Source organism: uncultured Planococcus sp., from assembly GCF_947501725.1.
Classification (GTDB): domain Bacteria; phylum Bacillota; class Bacilli; order Bacillales_A; family Planococcaceae; genus Planococcus; species Planococcus donghaensis_C.
Map to the genome: position 1 here is coordinate 261,406 of NZ_CANMXD010000002.1, position 14,360 is coordinate 275,765.

14 protein-coding genes are annotated in these 14,360 nt (G+C 45.9%); 7 read left to right on the plus strand and 7 right to left on the minus strand.

Translation table 11 applies throughout. The annotated features are described in order from the left end of the window. The first annotated feature begins 3 nt into the window (after positions 1-3). Positions 4-765, plus strand: a complete 762-nt coding sequence (locus tag Q0785_RS03540; protein WP_298825536.1) for a hypothetical protein — start codon at positions 4-6, stop codon at positions 763-765. 95 nt (positions 766-860) lie between these two features. On the opposite strand, the gene Q0785_RS03545 is transcribed toward Q0785_RS03540, so the two are convergent. Beyond that, positions 861-1,121 (minus strand): type II toxin-antitoxin system RelE/ParE family toxin, encoded by a 261-nt coding sequence (locus Q0785_RS03545; RefSeq protein WP_298825539.1) that lies wholly within the window; start codon positions 1,119-1,121, stop codon positions 861-863. A gap of 4 nt (positions 1,122-1,125) precedes the next feature. Beyond that, entirely contained in the window at positions 1,126-1,338 is a 213-nt protein-coding gene (relB, locus tag Q0785_RS03550; RefSeq protein ID WP_298825542.1) for a type II toxin-antitoxin system RelB family antitoxin, read from the minus strand. 100 nt (positions 1,339-1,438) lie between these two features. On the opposite strand from relB, the gene Q0785_RS03555 reads away from it, so the two are divergent. The 3 genes from Q0785_RS03555 (at position 1,439) to Q0785_RS03565 (ending at position 5,027) form a co-directional block, all read left to right on the plus strand. Then, the gene (locus tag Q0785_RS03555) at positions 1,439-1,804 is read left to right on the plus strand and encodes a hypothetical protein (RefSeq protein WP_298825545.1); all 366 of its coding nucleotides are present in this window, start codon (positions 1,439-1,441) and stop codon (positions 1,802-1,804) included. Positions 1,805-2,080: 276 nt separating this feature from the next. Next, a complete protein-coding gene (locus Q0785_RS03560; RefSeq protein WP_298825547.1) occupies positions 2,081-4,027 on the plus strand; it encodes an LTA synthase family protein in 1,947 nt (648 codons plus the stop codon). Between the two features lie 193 nt (positions 4,028-4,220). After that, entirely contained in the window at positions 4,221-5,027 is an 807-nt protein-coding gene (locus tag Q0785_RS03565; protein WP_298825551.1) for an alpha/beta hydrolase, read from the plus strand. Positions 5,028-5,150: 123 nt separating this feature from the next. Here the strand turns inward: Q0785_RS03565 and Q0785_RS03570 are convergent, their stop codons facing one another. From Q0785_RS03570 to Q0785_RS03590, 5 genes are all read right to left on the minus strand, one after another. Next, positions 5,151-5,714 (minus strand): DUF4256 domain-containing protein, encoded by a 564-nt coding sequence (locus tag Q0785_RS03570; RefSeq protein WP_298825554.1) that lies wholly within the window; start codon positions 5,712-5,714, stop codon positions 5,151-5,153. Between the two features lie 371 nt (positions 5,715-6,085). Continuing rightward, positions 6,086-7,183, minus strand: coding sequence for a sn-glycerol-3-phosphate ABC transporter ATP-binding protein UgpC (ugpC, locus tag Q0785_RS03575; RefSeq protein WP_298825556.1), 1,098 nt, complete (start codon positions 7,181-7,183; stop codon positions 6,086-6,088). A gap of 151 nt (positions 7,184-7,334) precedes the next feature. Next, positions 7,335-8,813, minus strand: a complete 1,479-nt coding sequence (gene galT, locus Q0785_RS03580) for a UDP-glucose--hexose-1-phosphate uridylyltransferase (RefSeq protein WP_298825558.1) — start codon at positions 8,811-8,813, stop codon at positions 7,335-7,337. A gap of 2 nt (positions 8,814-8,815) precedes the next feature. Continuing rightward, a complete protein-coding gene (galE, locus tag Q0785_RS03585; protein WP_298825561.1) occupies positions 8,816-9,811 on the minus strand; it encodes a UDP-glucose 4-epimerase GalE in 996 nt (331 codons plus the stop codon). 2 nt (positions 9,812-9,813) lie between these two features. Then, the gene (locus tag Q0785_RS03590) at positions 9,814-10,992 is read right to left on the minus strand and encodes a galactokinase (protein ID WP_298825563.1); all 1,179 of its coding nucleotides are present in this window, start codon (positions 10,990-10,992) and stop codon (positions 9,814-9,816) included. Between the two features lie 124 nt (positions 10,993-11,116). Between Q0785_RS03590 and Q0785_RS03595 the strand changes: the two genes are divergently transcribed. From Q0785_RS03595 to Q0785_RS03605, 3 genes are all read left to right on the plus strand, one after another. Then, the gene (locus Q0785_RS03595; RefSeq protein WP_298825565.1) at positions 11,117-12,259 is read left to right on the plus strand and encodes an ROK family transcriptional regulator; all 1,143 of its coding nucleotides are present in this window, start codon (positions 11,117-11,119) and stop codon (positions 12,257-12,259) included. A 66-nt stretch (positions 12,260-12,325) separates the two neighbouring features. Beyond that, the gene (locus Q0785_RS03600) at positions 12,326-13,378 is read left to right on the plus strand and encodes an aldose epimerase family protein (RefSeq protein ID WP_298825567.1); all 1,053 of its coding nucleotides are present in this window, start codon (positions 12,326-12,328) and stop codon (positions 13,376-13,378) included. Positions 13,379-13,444: 66 nt separating this feature from the next. After that, positions 13,445-14,341 carry a helix-turn-helix domain-containing protein gene (locus tag Q0785_RS03605; protein WP_298825569.1) on the plus strand — a complete coding sequence of 299 codons (897 nt, stop codon included), beginning with the start codon at positions 13,445-13,447 and terminating at the stop codon, positions 14,339-14,341. Positions 14,342-14,360: the final 19 nt, after the last annotated feature.

A 14,360-nucleotide genomic window follows, 5' to 3' on the forward strand; every position in this document is an offset into this window, starting at 1 on the left:
GAATTGGACAAGCAGATGGAAGAGCTGCGGACGACTGTAGCGGGAGATCCCGATGTGGCGATCATCAATGAAAAACGGTGGAAGCTGCCGGCCGTTTTATACGACGTCAGCTTTGACCGGGTCAAACGGCTGAAGATGGATATTCTGATGAAGATGCTGCTGCTGGCTTTTCAGGAAGCCGATATCCGCCGCGCTGCCACTCTGTCCGATATGCTGTTCGTGGAGGAATTGTTCATCAGTGACTTGATCGGCAAGATGCAGCGTACGGGTTTGATCGGGCTGGAAAAGCAGGGCTATAAACTGACAGCCAAAGGCTATGACTACCTGGGCAAAGGGATTTTCGAAGAAGAGATGGCAGGAAGTGAAACGGTCATCGCCTACAGCGCCGTCCTAGACGACTACTGGCTGGCGGCAGATGACGTGTTTCCAGAGGCAGAAGATACGCTCCCGATTTACCGCTATCCCGTGAAAGGCAGCTTGAACAAGGACCGCATGTATCAGCTTCTTTCCAAAGAAGGATCGAATCTCGGGGAAGAAAGCTTTCAAACGCTCATCACCGGCATTACGGGATGCATCGAGCAGGACACGGTCCATATTCCGTGCTTCGAATTTCAACTCTACAATCAAAAGCAGGACATTTTCTATGCCCGTGTTTGGAATACGCTGAACAGCAGCTGGGATGAAACGCTGGAGAAACAGATCGAAGCGCGCGAAGTTGTGAAATGGCGGAAGGCGATGGAAGAACGGGAAGCGGCTTTGGTTTGATGATGTTTGGCTTGTACGGCTGACAATAAAAAATTCGAACCGTTAAAGATGAAGAAGAGGCACCGTTTCGAAATCGAAACGGTGCCTCTTCTTCATCAATAAATATCCTTACGGTGACCAACATCAATAATGGTGATGGTGATTTCCTCGTCTTCGATTAACGCTAAAATACGATAATCTCCAACCCGGTAACGCCATTTTCCTCTATGATCAGCAACGAGAGCTTTTCCATGTAATCGGGGATCAGAACAATCGGTTAGATTTTTTTCTATCCAACCAAGTAATAAAGATGCTTGATATCGATCCATCTTTTTCAATTTTTTTAATGCTGCATCTGAAAATCGAACCGTATACATTCGGTTATATACCCAGTTCTTTTTTTACTTCATCCAAAGAATAGGTCTTTTCCATGTCTGCCAAGATACGGTCGAAACTTTCCAGGTCAATTTCATCTTCAATCTTTTCAATTATGGCATTTCTCATTAAATCAGATACAGATGTTTTTTTCAATTTGGCATAATCACGTATAAGCTTGCTGTCACGCTCATCGACTCTCAATGAAATTGTCGCCATACTAAAACCTCCTTGACCTATTTGTAATACATTGTAATACGAAGTTGGATTTTTGTAAACTGATTATGTTTGATTCAGATATGAAAGGAGACAATCTGCCATGAAAAATGTACCCACAGCCATTCAAACGGAATCGATCAACTCTTTCCAATCGACCATCCGGAAATCCGAAAAAGCATTGGTGCAGATGAAGGGAAAAGGCGCAAGTACAAGCCTGATGGAAAAACGGCTTCAAGCATTTCACATGGGGTTGGCCGTTCTGGAAATAATTTGGCATGAAAATCCTAATTCCTACAGCAAGGAAGAAATGGCGGACGCCCGAGATGTGCTGGCAGGGTTATTGCCTTCTATAGAAAGCATGCAGATCAAAGCTAAGCCGGACAGTCCTCAGCGGACGCTTCTGGAGAGAAGGATTGCTTCGTTGGAATTGGCTATTGAAGCGATGGATTACTTTTTAAGGGATTAACCAGGGAACTTAAAGGGGCACTCATGTCGTCCTATACTACGGACACTCTGCTCCGCTCTTGGCGAATTTTTATAAGCTTATTTTATTACACTGAAATTGCTGCAGTGAGTATTCTGAAAATATCTTAAACTGTCATTTTCTAGGTTATTGGAGTAGAATAGACTCTGTTGTGCTATTATTTACGTAAAATTTACTCGAACTTAACAATTGCATTATATAAAATTCAATGTCCCAAAATCCTTGTGAATACCCATTATGAGAAGGTGCACTATAAAAATGAAAAATTTGATGACTAATGAAAAGTTGAATAAATTCATCCCGATCTTTCTGCTGGCAGTTTTTATGCTGTGGATGAAGACCTATGTATCCCAAAAAACGCAGTTTAAATTGGATGTCGAAGGACCGCTGCAGGAATTCCTGCTGTTGCTTAACCCTCTTGGCTCCGCATTGTTGCTGTTAAGCCTGTCCCTGTTCTTTAAAGGAACCCGGAAATACATATCACTTTTGCTGATCTATGTCGGGATGTCTGTCCTGTTGTATGCGAACGTGGTCTACTACCGCTTTTTCAGTGATTTCATCACGTTGCCGACCTTGTTCCAAACGCAGAATTTCGGCGATTTAGGCGGCAGCGTGGCAACGCTGATCCAGCCGACCGACATCTTTTTCTTTGTGGATGTCTTGTTGCTGGTAGCTTTGGTGGTTTCGAAACGGGTCAAAAAAGATCAACGGAATTTCAAAACCAAAGCTGCGATCCCGGTAGTGACGATTGCCTTGGCTATTTCCTTCTTTAACCTGGCTTTGGCGGAAGCCGATCGTCCGGAACTGTTGACGCGCGGATTTGACCGGAATTACATCGTCAAATATTTGGGCATGTACAACTACGCGCTTTACGACACAGTTGAAACCGTGAAATCTTCTTCCCAGCGGGTACTCGCTGACAGTGACGATGGCACGGTAGTGTTGAACTATACCAAATCCAATTACGCGAGTCCCAATGAAGCGTATTTCGGTGCGGCGGAAGGCATGAATGTCGTTTACCTGCATCTGGAATCGTTCCAGACATTCCTGATGGATTATGAATTGAACGGAGAAGAAGTCACGCCGTTCCTGAATTCATTGATCGATGATCAGGATACCTTGTATTTCGATAATTTCTTCCATCAGACGGCGCAAGGAAAAACCTCCGATGCAGAGTTCATGCTGGAGAATTCCTTGTATGGCTTGCCGAAAGGTTCTGCATTCATCACCAAAGGACAGAACACCTACCAGGCTGCTCCTGCCATTTTGAAGGATAAAGGCTATACATCTGCCGTGTTCCACGGCAATAACGGAACGTTCTGGAACCGCTCTGAAATCTATAAATCCTTTGGTTTTGACCATTTCTTCGATATTGAGTCGTATACGGATCTGACAGAAGAGGATATGGCCGAATATGGCGTTATGGATAAGCCGTTCTTCGAGCAGTCAGCTCCTCTTTTGGAGTCGTTGCCGGAACCTTTCTATACGAAATTCATCACGGTTTCACATCACTTCCCTTATAATATCGATCAGAGTTTGACGACGATCGAAAAAGGCACGACGGGCGATGCCAGTGTCGATAATTATTTCCAGACTGCCCGCTATGCGGATGAAGCGATCGAGCAGTTCTTTACGCAACTGGAAGAGTCCGGTCTGGCCGACAACACCATGATCGTCATGTACGGCGACCATTACGGAATTTCGGACAACCACAATGAAGCGATGGAGCAGGTGCTTTCAAAAGAAATCACGCCGGTTGAAAATGCCAAACTGCAGCGTGTGCCATTGTTCATCCATGTGCCGGGTGTAGAAGGCGGAACCAATCATACCTATGGCGGCCAGATTGATCTGTTGCCGACAGTGATGCATTTGCTGGGTGTTGAAACGCAAAACAACATTCAATTCGGTACCGATCTATTGTCTGAAGAACACGAAGAACTGGTCACTTTCCGAAACGGGAATTATGTCAGTCCGGAGATTTACTCGATCGGCGAATCTTTCTATGATCCGGAAACGGGATTGCCGATAGATGAAAGCCTGATGGAGCAAGCCGAGATGTTCCAACAGCACGGAAGCTACGAATTGCAGCTTTCCGATCAGCTGGTCAATGGAGATTTGCTGAGGTTCTATACACCAAGCGGATTTACCCCTATCGATCCAGCGGATTACAGCTATCAGGGGATTTTGGATGAAGCAGCTGAATAAGCGATACAAGTAAAAGTTATCCGGAGAGGCGGTTCTGCCATCTCGCAGGATAGCTTTTTTTTGCATATTTTATTCATGAAGCGGCAGTCTTCGAAGCAGATCCCGGAAAAACTTCCATCAGGAAGAAGGTGGTTTTTGATTGATGGAGAATACTACCAATAGGAAATAGAGCCACTCGAATGGAGGATGTTTGATGAGCGAAGAGAAGATGATTGGGTCTTTCGATGGAACCCAGCTGTTCACCCGCAAAGATATGGCTGATGAGCAAAAAGCGGCAGTAGTGATTGCCCACGGTTTAGCAGAGCACTTAGGGCGTTACGATGCATTGGCAGAAACCTTGCTGCGTCATAACTTTACAGTGTACCGCTACGAACAGCGCGGCCATGCCCGTTCAGAAGGGGAGCGGACTTTCTTCAAGGATTTTAATGAAATGCCGGATGACCTGAAAGCAATTATAGATTTGGCGAAAGAAGATAATAGGGAGCAACAGGTCTTTTTGATCGGCCACAGTATGGGCGGCTTTACAGCTGCAGCATTCGGCACAAAATACCCGGAAGAATCAGCGGGAATCGTGTTATCGGGCGCATTGACACGCTACAATAATGAACTTTTCGGTCCGCTGCCGATGGACTTGCCGGCAGACACCTATTTGGACAACGAGCTGGGAGAAGGAGTCTGCAGTGATCCGGAAGTCGTCAAAGCCTACGCGGAAGATCCCCTGGTGGAAAAAAAGATTTCTGTAGGCCTCATCAATGAATTCGCTCCAGGAATCGCCTGGCTGAAAGAAAACGCGGAAAGTTTCATCGATCCGGTACTGGTGCTCCATGGCAATGAAGATGGATTGGTTGCCGAAAAAGATTCACGGGATTTTTATGGGGAAATTGGCTCGAAAGATAAAACCTTAAAGATTTACGCTGGCTTAATGCATGAAATCTTCAATGAACCATCCAAATACAAAATCTATGATGAAGTGATTGAATGGCTGGAGGATCGGCTGTAGGATGCTCTGTCAAAAAAATATATTTAAGTGCGTGATGACAAAAGCATTGCCAAAACCCTTTGATGGGCATCGGCAATGCTTTTTGTCTTTTGAAAATTTAGACGGTCATACGCATTATGCTGCTTAAACTCTCACTAATCCGCGGAACCCTCTTGCTGCGTAATAAGAATCCGCACCATTGTGATACAGGAAGACGTGTCCATAGCGGGAATCGCAGAACAGAGCGCCGCCGCGGTCTCTGATGTCTTCGGGCGTCTGCACCCAACTGGAGGTTTTAACATCGAATGTACCGTGCTGCTGCAAGACGCGGTATTGTTCTTCCGTCAATAGTTCGATGCCCATGTCATTCGCCATCGCCATCGCGCTGTTTTCAGGTTTGTTTTTCTTCCGCGAATCAAGTGCCTTCTGGTCAAAGCAAACACTTCTGCGGCCACTCGGACTTTCCGCTGCGCAATCGTAGAAGACGTACTCGTTTTTTGCTTCGTCGAACTCAAGGACATCCGGCTCGCCTCCGGTCCGTTCCATTTCATGGAGCGACCAAAGCTTGTCGGGATTCGCCTCCAGCTTTTCCTGGATCTTATCCCAGTTCATCCATTCGTGCCGATCGATATGTTCCTCGAACCGGGCTTTCAAGGTGCCAAGCAATTCTTCACGCTGTTCAGCTGTCAGCTTGTTTTTCGGGCTCATACAGTTTCCTCCTCCTCGAAATGAAAGTTACTCGTGATGGCTTAAGTATAGTAAAAAAACAGAGTAAATACGATCCCTTAGCTGTTGAATAGTCTTCAAGTCTTCATTTTGCTGGAAGTCGAGGCGTTTGAAGAGGCTTTTAGCTATCTCCAGATGATTGCATAGAAGGTTTATGGGCGTTCAAATGGATTTGTGGTCGCTCAGCTGGATTTGCAGTCGTTCAAATGAATTTACAGTCGTTCAGAGAGATTTGCAATCGTTCAGCCAAAATTCCTATAAGGAACACGCAAAATTATGGGTAAACAAGAAAAAATCCGGACGACAGCTCGTCCGGATTTTCTGATCAGTTGAAGAAAATATTCGATAATTCCTTACTTGATGCGCAGCTCCGAGTCGATATCGAAGAAATGGGCTTTATTCATATCAAAAGCCATATCGATGGTTTGTCCGGCTTCCACATTAAAGCGGGCATCTACACGGGCAACAAAATCCTGCTCGTTCACTTTTGAATACAGCACGATTTCTGATCCCATCAGCTCCGCTACTTCTACATAGGCTTTCAGCTTCGTATGTGGTGAATGCTCAAGGAACAACGGCTCATCGTGGATGTCTTCCGGACGGATGCCAAGCATAATGTCCTTGCCTTCATATCCTTGATCGCGCAGCATCGTGAGCTTGCCGTCAGGTACAAGAACTTTGAATTCCTCCATTACGAATGAATCTCCGACAATTTTTCCTTGCAGGAAGTTCATGGAAGGGGAACCGATAAATCCGCCGACAAACATATTATCCGGCTTATCGTACACTTCTTTCGGCGAACCGACCTGCTGGATAAAGCCATCCTTCATGACAACCAGGCGAGTCGCCATCGTCATCGCTTCGGTTTGGTCATGCGTGACGTAGACAGTGGTTGTCTGCAGGCGACGGTGCAGCTTTTGGATTTCTGTGCGCATCTGTACGCGCAGTTTAGCATCCAAGTTGGACAAAGGCTCATCCATCAAGAATACTTCGGCATCACGGACGATAGCGCGGCCCAATGCGACACGCTGGCGTTGGCCACCGGATAGCGCTTTCGGTTTGCGGTTCAAATATTCATCAAGGCCGAGGATTTTGGAAGCATTCGCCACGCGTGTCTTGATGTCTTCTTTTTTCATCTTGCGCAATTTCAAACTGAAAGCCATATTGTCATAGACACTCATATGAGGATAAAGCGCATAGTTTTGGAACACCATAGCAATATCGCGGTCTTTCGGTGAGACATCGTTTACTCGGCGGTCTCCGATGTACAGGTCGCCTTCTGTGATATCTTCCAGACCTGCGATCATCCGTAAAGTTGTAGATTTCCCGCAACCCGAAGGTCCGACCAATACGAGAAACTCTTTGTCGCGGATTTCCAGATTGAAATCCTGTACCGATACAACACCTTTATCGTACTCTTTTCTGATATTCACTAAGTTCAAGCCTGCCATTTGAATCCCTCCAGTTTATGTAAGTGCTTTCATTGACTGATAAAAGCATACCGTTTAGTGGGAAATTTAGAAATGGCAAGTATGCACAAAATTAATGGAAGTCTTCGTGCATGTTGCCAATTCTCAATTTGCAGTGAAAAATTACTTGCCCTCATCTATTCAAGGCATCTATAAATCGTTTAAATGCTTCTTGTTCTTTCAAGACACCTGCATCTTCAAGAACTCTTACGAATTTTTTCCCGAGTTCTTTTTGCAGGAGGGCTTCCGCATCTTCCGGCAGTGAAATCTTTCCATACTGAGCTTTCAATTGTTCAGCCCATTGGAGGTGGAAAGGGGCTACCTTATGTGCATTTCCGAGCAGAAATTCCTGGATTTCAGCAAGTTCCTCTTTCAAGCGAGGCGGTAGAACTGCGAGCCCCATCACTTCAATCAAGCCGATATTTTCTTTTTTGATGTGGTGAACGTCCGCGTGCGGATGAAAAATTCCGGACGGATGTTCCTCTGTTGTCCGATTGTTTCGCAACACCAAGTCGATTTCAAACAGCCCATCGCGCTTTCTCGCAATCGGAGTGACGGTATTATGCGGTGTATCGCCAGTGAAGGCCAACACATCCGCTGAGCTATCCGAATAATTTCTCCATACCTGCAAAATGTCATCCGCCGCATTCACCAGGCTGTGGACTTCTTTCGCTTTCAAGCGAATTACAGACATCGGCCATTTGACGACGGATGCAGCAATATCAGGATAGGCGTCCAAGCTGAATCCGAACGCATCTTCCGCTCTGGTCATCGCAAATTCATAACGTCCGGCCTGGTAATGGTCATGGCTTAAAATCGATCCCCCTACAATCGGCAAATCGGCGTTCGACCCGATAAAGTAATGGGGGAACAAGTCTGTAAAAGCGAGCAGCCGCTCAAAAGAATTGCGGTCGATCTTCATGTCACGATGCTCTTCAGAAAGCAAGATGCTGTGTTCGTTGTAATAAACATACGGGGAGTACTGCAAATACCAGTTTTCTCCGGTCAGCGGAATGGTGACGACACGGTGATTGGCGCGCGCCGGATAGCCGATCCGTCCAGTATAGCCTTCGTTTTCTTTGCACAACAGGCATTTCGGATAGCTGAGTGTTTGTTTCATCTCGCGTTCTCTTCTGATTTGTTCGGGGTCTTTTTCCGGTTTCGACAGATTGATGGTAATGTCCATCTGGCCATAGGGAGTATCCGCTTTATAGGAAATGTTTTTCCGGATCCGGTTCATTTGGATATAGTTGCTGTTTTTGCTTAATCCATAAAAAAAATCGGTTGCGGCGATCGGCGACTGGGCATATTTTTCATTGAATGCGGCATTGATGGCAGAAGGGCGGGCGACAAAGCAGTTCATGATAGAGGCCGATAATATTTCCTTGTCATCAAAGATATCCAAGATGACCTCTCGTTCCACCGCATAGGCAATCAGGTTTTCCAGCAAGTTTGGAATGGTGTCATTTGCGGGTTCAATCCGTTCTTCAGGGAAGGATTCCAACCCCAAAAGATTCAGCACCTGGTTGCGGACGTAATCTGTATCTGCCGCTTCTATCAAGTCTGCTTCGAGCGCCTTAGCAAGGAGTCCTTCAAGAGTTTCATAGACCATTTTCACACGTCCTTTTCGTAGCCGTTAGGATGCGAAGAATGCCAGTTCCATGCATCTTCGATAATTTTTTCAATAGAAGTATAGGTGGGGACCCAGCCCAGTACTTGTCTTGCTTTATCCGAGCTGGCGATTAAAGTACTCGGATCGCCTGCTCTGCGTGGGCCCACTTTTACCGGTATTTCTTTTCCGGATACAGAGCGGGCAGCAGAAATCATTTCAGTTACGGAGAACCCTTGGCTGCTTCCGAGGTTGAAGACCTCGCTTTCGCCGTCTCTTCTCAAATAATCCAATGCCAGGAGGTGTGCACGTATCAGGTCTTCGACATGGACATAGTCACGGATGCACGTTCCATCTGGTGTGTCGTAATCATCGCCGAACACGGTGATTTCCTTCCGCTGTCCAAGTGCCGTCTGCAGGATGAGAGGCACGAGATGGGATTCGGGTTGGTGATCTTCGCCGATCTCTGCCGTTTCCCTTGCCCCGGCAACATTAAAATAGCGCAAGGAAACGAATTTTAAGCCATGGGCGAATCCTGTCCACTTCATCAGCTTTTCCATGGTCAGCTTAGTTTCCCCATAAGTGCTCGCCGGGTTGGTTGGCATTGTTTCGGTAATCGGAACGGATTCCGGTTCGCCATACGTTGCCGCGGTAGAAGAAAAGACGATTTTTTTTACATCATGATCAACCATGGCCTTCAACAAGACTTGGGTGCCGTATACATTATTATCGAAATATTTAAGAGGATTTTCCATCGATTCCCCAACCAGTGAGTTGGCCGCAAAATGAAGCACTTCGTCAATCGATTCCTTTTCGAATACCGAGTTCAGAAAATCAGCATCCCGAATATCGCCTTCATAAAAAACAGCTTGGGGGTGTACGGCTTTCCTATGCCCAGTCTCCAAATTATCGACAACAAAGACGTCTGCTCCCTGATCAATCAATTGATGAACAGCGTGTGATCCAATATAGCCAGCTCCACCCAACACTAAGACACTCATGGTCAAAACTCCTCTGTTAGTTCTTTGGCGCCATCCGAAATTTTGGCTTCATAAAAAGAAGGGGAGAAACCAAATTCTTTGGTATAGCTGTCGATCAGGTTTTCTTTGAAACTTTCAATTTGCGCCCGGTGGACAATCGCGATGGCGCATCCGCCGAACCCGGCACCGGTCATCCGGGCGCCGACGACACCTGGATGCCTCCAAGCCATTGCCGCAATGTGGTCGAGCTCTGCGCCAGTCACTGCGTAATCGTCACGGAGAGAAATGTGGGATGCATTCATCAATTGGCCAAACGCTTCAATATTGCCTTGTTCGAGTTCTTTGAGCGCCAGCAATGTCCGTTCGTTTTCATAGACGGCATGCTTGGCCCGTTTGCGATTTGTGTCATTTTTGATCAAGTGTTTAAACTGCTCGAAATTTTCACCTGTCAGTTCGCCAAGGCTGTTGACATGCAGCTCGTTCCGTAAGTCCGAAAGTGCTTCTTCACATTGAGCGCGGCGCTCATTGTATTTTGAACCCGCCAATGTCCGCTGTTTGTTAGAGTTGATGATGACGATTTCATGATCCACTAATTCGACAGGCGCGTAGCTATACGCCAAGGTTTGGCAATCAAGTAAAATCGCAAAATCTTTTTTGCCTTTGCCGATAGCAAATTGATCCATGATGCCGCTGTTGACGCCGATGTATTGATTTTCAACATCTTGTCCCAGCTGAATCATACGCAGGCGATCGATTTCCAAATCGAACAGGCTTTCAAGAACGACGCCTGTAACCATTTCGATGGAGGCAGAAGAAGATAGACCGGCTCCGTTCGGAATATTTCCGTAGAACAGGATATCCATTCCATGAGAGATTGAAAATCCGTTTTTGACAAAATGATGGATCATGCCTTTTGGAAAGTTTGCCCAGTCATGTTCCGAGCTGAAGGACAAGTCGGCAAGCTCGCATTCGATTATCCCTTTTTCCTGAAAGTTCATGGAGTAGAAGCGCAGTTTCTGATCCGGACGCTTACGGGCCGCAGCATACGTGCCAAAGGAAATAGCGGCAGGAAACACATGGCCGCCATTGTAATCCGTATGTTCACCAATCAGGTTAATGCGTCCAGGGGCAAAAAAGAACCGCGGGTTTTCATCGTTCTGAAAGAAATCCTTGAAAGCTTGGGACAGTTCGGTCTGTTTCATCTTATTCCTCCGATACTTTGTAAATTAATTTAATTAACATAAGTATAGAGGTTTTTGTTAAACTATTCAATAATAGAGTGAATAGTTTATTAAGCAGCAGGAGTATAAAAATGGAGGAGTTCATATGCGTCAAGGCAGCTTTCAATGGATGAAATCGGTGAATAAATCGACTATCCTCAATAAAATAAGAAAAGAAGGACCGATATCGAGAGCGCAGATTGCACGGGAGACAAGTTTGACGCCGCCGACTGTCAGCAGCAGCGTCAAAGAATTGATCGAACAGAAAATAGTCGAAGAAAGTGATTTCGGACAGTCGCAGGGCGGCCGGAAACCGACGATGCTGGTCATCAACAATCAGGCGTTCTCCATTATTGGCGTGGATGCGGGACCCGAAAGCATCGAATGCATTGTAGCGGACCTTGCCGGAAAGGTGCTGAAAAGGTCGGAAACCAAATTGCAGCTGCCGATTGCTGGCCAGGAATTTATTGACGTACTAAAGGATTGTATTGAAGAAGTTCTTGAAACAAAAGATCCGGTCATCGGCATCGGGGTTGCCATGCATGGTGTGGTGGATGTTGCTGCCGGTACTTCTTTGTATGCGCCTAACCTAGGCCTCAGCAATATCCCGATCAAAGAAGAGCTGGAGAAGGCATTTGGTCTGGAAGTGAAAGTGGAGAATGATGCACGGGCGATGGCATTGGGCGAATACTGGTTCGGCAACCATGGAGAAGTGGAAAGCATGCTGGCGGTGAATGTAGGGAGTGGTGTAGGCGCTGGTCTTATCATCGACGGAAAACTCTATCACGGTTCTTCTGACATCGCGGGGGAAATCGGCCACATGACAATCGATTTGCATGGGGAGATATGCGAATGCGGGAACCGGGGGTGCCTGCAGACCTTTGTCACTGGTCCAGCCATTGCAAGAAAAGTGGCTGACAACTCTGTTGAAACTCCACTGACGGCAGAAAAGATATTCGAAGGGGCCATAGGCGGTAATGATGAATTTGCAGCGATATTAATAGAGGCTGGAAGAGCGATGGGCGTCGGCCTGACAAACCTGATTCACATTGTGAATCCGGAAAAAATCATACTCGGAGGCGGGGTTTCGAAAGCGGAAAGGTTCATTTTGCCCGCCATCCGTGAAACAATCGAAGCCTCCGCGCTGACCCCTGCAGCAAGCCGGACGAAGGTGGAAGTCTCCAAGCTGGGAGACGACGCAACGCTGATCGGTGCCGTCACACTTTTGTTGGTGGATGTTTTTGAATAAAGAAAAGAGCTTAAAGGTTTTGATATGAACTGAAATAAAGTTAGAGACTGAAAGGATGAAGAAAAAATGAACGTGACTAAAAAGGTATTCGGATATAAAAATAATCAGCCAGTCAAATTGTATACATTGAAGAATGACCAAGGTTTTCAACTATCCTGCATGGATTACGGCTGTATCATCACCGAAATGATTGCCCCGGACCGCAACGTGGAAATGGAGAATATTGTCCTCGGTTTTGAAACGTTTGAAGAATATGAAAACAATCCGCATTTTTTCGGAGCAGTGGTCGGACGTTTTGCCGGACGGATAAAAGAAGGTGCATTTACAATTGAAGGAACCGACTATCAACTGGCTAAAAACTCCAATGGCCATAATCTGCATGGAGGTCCCAAAGGTTTTCACTCGGTACTTTGGGATTCGAAAGTGATCGAAAGCGAAGATGAAGCAATAGTCGAATTTACGTATGCAAGCCCTGATGGGGAGGAAGGCTTCCCAGGGAATCTATCCATGACTGTCCGCTACATTCTCAAGAATGACAGCAACCAACTTGTCATTTCCTATTCCGGCAAATCGGATCAGACCACTTTGCTGAATGTGACCAACCATTCTTATTTCAATTTAAGCGGAAATTTCAAACGGACAATATTGGATCACGGATTGACGATGAAAAGCGATGAATACTTGGAGTTGGATGAGGAATTGCTGCCGACCGGGAAGCTGGTTTCAGTTGAAGAGGATCCGCTTTTCGATTTTCGCAGCGGGCGAAACATAAGAGAAGCTTCGGCTACTGAACATCCACAGACAAAGCTGGCTGGCAATGGCTACGATCATCCGTTTTTGTTGAATACAAGTGAACAGCCAAGCATCGAATTAACGGATGAGGAAAGTGGGCGGAAGCTGCGTGTCGAAACAACGGAACCTGCAGTGGTATTATACACAGGAAACGGAGTAGGCGGTCCTTATTCCATTAGAGGGGTAGAAGCGCAAAACTACTTGGGGTTATGCCTTGAAACACAGAGCCCGCCGGATTCCGTGCGCCACCCGCATTTCCCATCTTCAATCTTGAGTGCTGAAGAGGAATTTAAGTCTGAAACGACGTATACTTTTGTTCTAGTGTAAAGGCGATTCGATCAATTATTTATGGAACATTGGGCAGTGAATCTTTTTGGAGAAAGAAGTGTTTTTATGATCGATCATCTGAAAAAAATATATTCTTCATTGATCATTTATGAGGAGGGTGTCCATGACCAGGACTTCAGCTATAAATGGTTCATGACACAGAACAATGAAATCATCGGCATCCATAAAAGCCAATTGAAACAGAAAGAAGAGGCTGTTTTGACTGCTTTCTTGACTCCCTATCATATCGAATTTCCTGTTTTGACCAGAGAAGAACAGAAATGGAGAAGGGCGATTGACGCAGATGGTCCTGCCGAAATGGAAAGTATGGAAGCAATCAGCCCTTACCGCTTTGTCTACTTTTCGATCAAAAAAAATCAGATCAGTCCCGGCTTATTCAAAGACGCGATACATGAATTATTTCCGGGGGAAGTTCCGATTCTATGGGAAAATGGACATGAAGGTGTTCTGATAGAATATACGACTTTAGAGAAAGACATTATTCGGTATGAAGAAATTATCGATATCCTGATGAGTGATCTTTACATAAAGATCCATTTTCTTGTAGGGCCTTTCAGAAAAGAGATGGGACATGCCGCTCGTTATCATTCATTTATGATAGCCGCAGCAAAATCGGTTTTTGCCTATTCCAATAAGACCGTGGCGAATTTCAGCGATGCAGTGCCATACTTGCTGATCGACCAAACCGGAAAAGACCAGTACCAGGGGATTCGTGAAATGGTCCTCCAGGATTATGCTGATGACAAGGAAACGTTGAGAATGATAGAAGTGTTTACGCAATGCAATTTGAACATTTCGGAGACAGCGAAAGCACTCCACCTTCATCGCAATAGCCTCCAGTATCGATTAGATCGTTTTGCAGAAAATACAGGAATCGATATCCGGAAATTCCACAATGCGATGGCCGTCTATCTTTCGTTGCTTGTGAAACCGCCAGTTTAATCTATTGATTAATGGCAAA

Coding starts and splice junctions, on each gene's coding strand:
- ugpC (WP_298825556.1), bottom strand. CDS start 7,183: ATGGCAGGCTTGAACTTAGTGAATATCAGAAAAGAGTACGATAAAGGT.
- relB (WP_298825542.1), bottom strand. CDS start 1,338: ATGGCGACAATTTCATTGAGAGTCGATGAGCGTGACAGCAAGCTTATA.
- Q0785_RS03555 (WP_298825545.1), top strand. CDS start 1,439: ATGAAAAATGTACCCACAGCCATTCAAACGGAATCGATCAACTCTTTC.
- galE (WP_298825561.1), bottom strand. CDS start 9,811: ATGAGTGTCTTAGTGTTGGGTGGAGCTGGCTATATTGGATCACACGCT.
- Q0785_RS03560 (WP_298825547.1), top strand. CDS start 2,081: ATGAAAAATTTGATGACTAATGAAAAGTTGAATAAATTCATCCCGATC.
- Q0785_RS03545 (WP_298825539.1), bottom strand. CDS start 1,121: ATGTATACGGTTCGATTTTCAGATGCAGCATTAAAAAAATTGAAAAAG.
- Q0785_RS03570 (WP_298825554.1), bottom strand. CDS start 5,714: ATGAGCCCGAAAAACAAGCTGACAGCTGAACAGCGTGAAGAATTGCTT.
- Q0785_RS03595 (WP_298825565.1), top strand. CDS start 11,117: ATGCGTCAAGGCAGCTTTCAATGGATGAAATCGGTGAATAAATCGACT.
- Q0785_RS03590 (WP_298825563.1), bottom strand. CDS start 10,992: ATGAAACAGACCGAACTGTCCCAAGCTTTCAAGGATTTCTTTCAGAAC.
- Q0785_RS03565 (WP_298825551.1), top strand. CDS start 4,221: ATGAGCGAAGAGAAGATGATTGGGTCTTTCGATGGAACCCAGCTGTTC.
- Q0785_RS03600 (WP_298825567.1), top strand. CDS start 12,326: ATGAACGTGACTAAAAAGGTATTCGGATATAAAAATAATCAGCCAGTC.
- Q0785_RS03605 (WP_298825569.1), top strand. CDS start 13,445: ATGATCGATCATCTGAAAAAAATATATTCTTCATTGATCATTTATGAG.
- galT (WP_298825558.1), bottom strand. CDS start 8,813: ATGGTCTATGAAACTCTTGAAGGACTCCTTGCTAAGGCGCTCGAAGCA.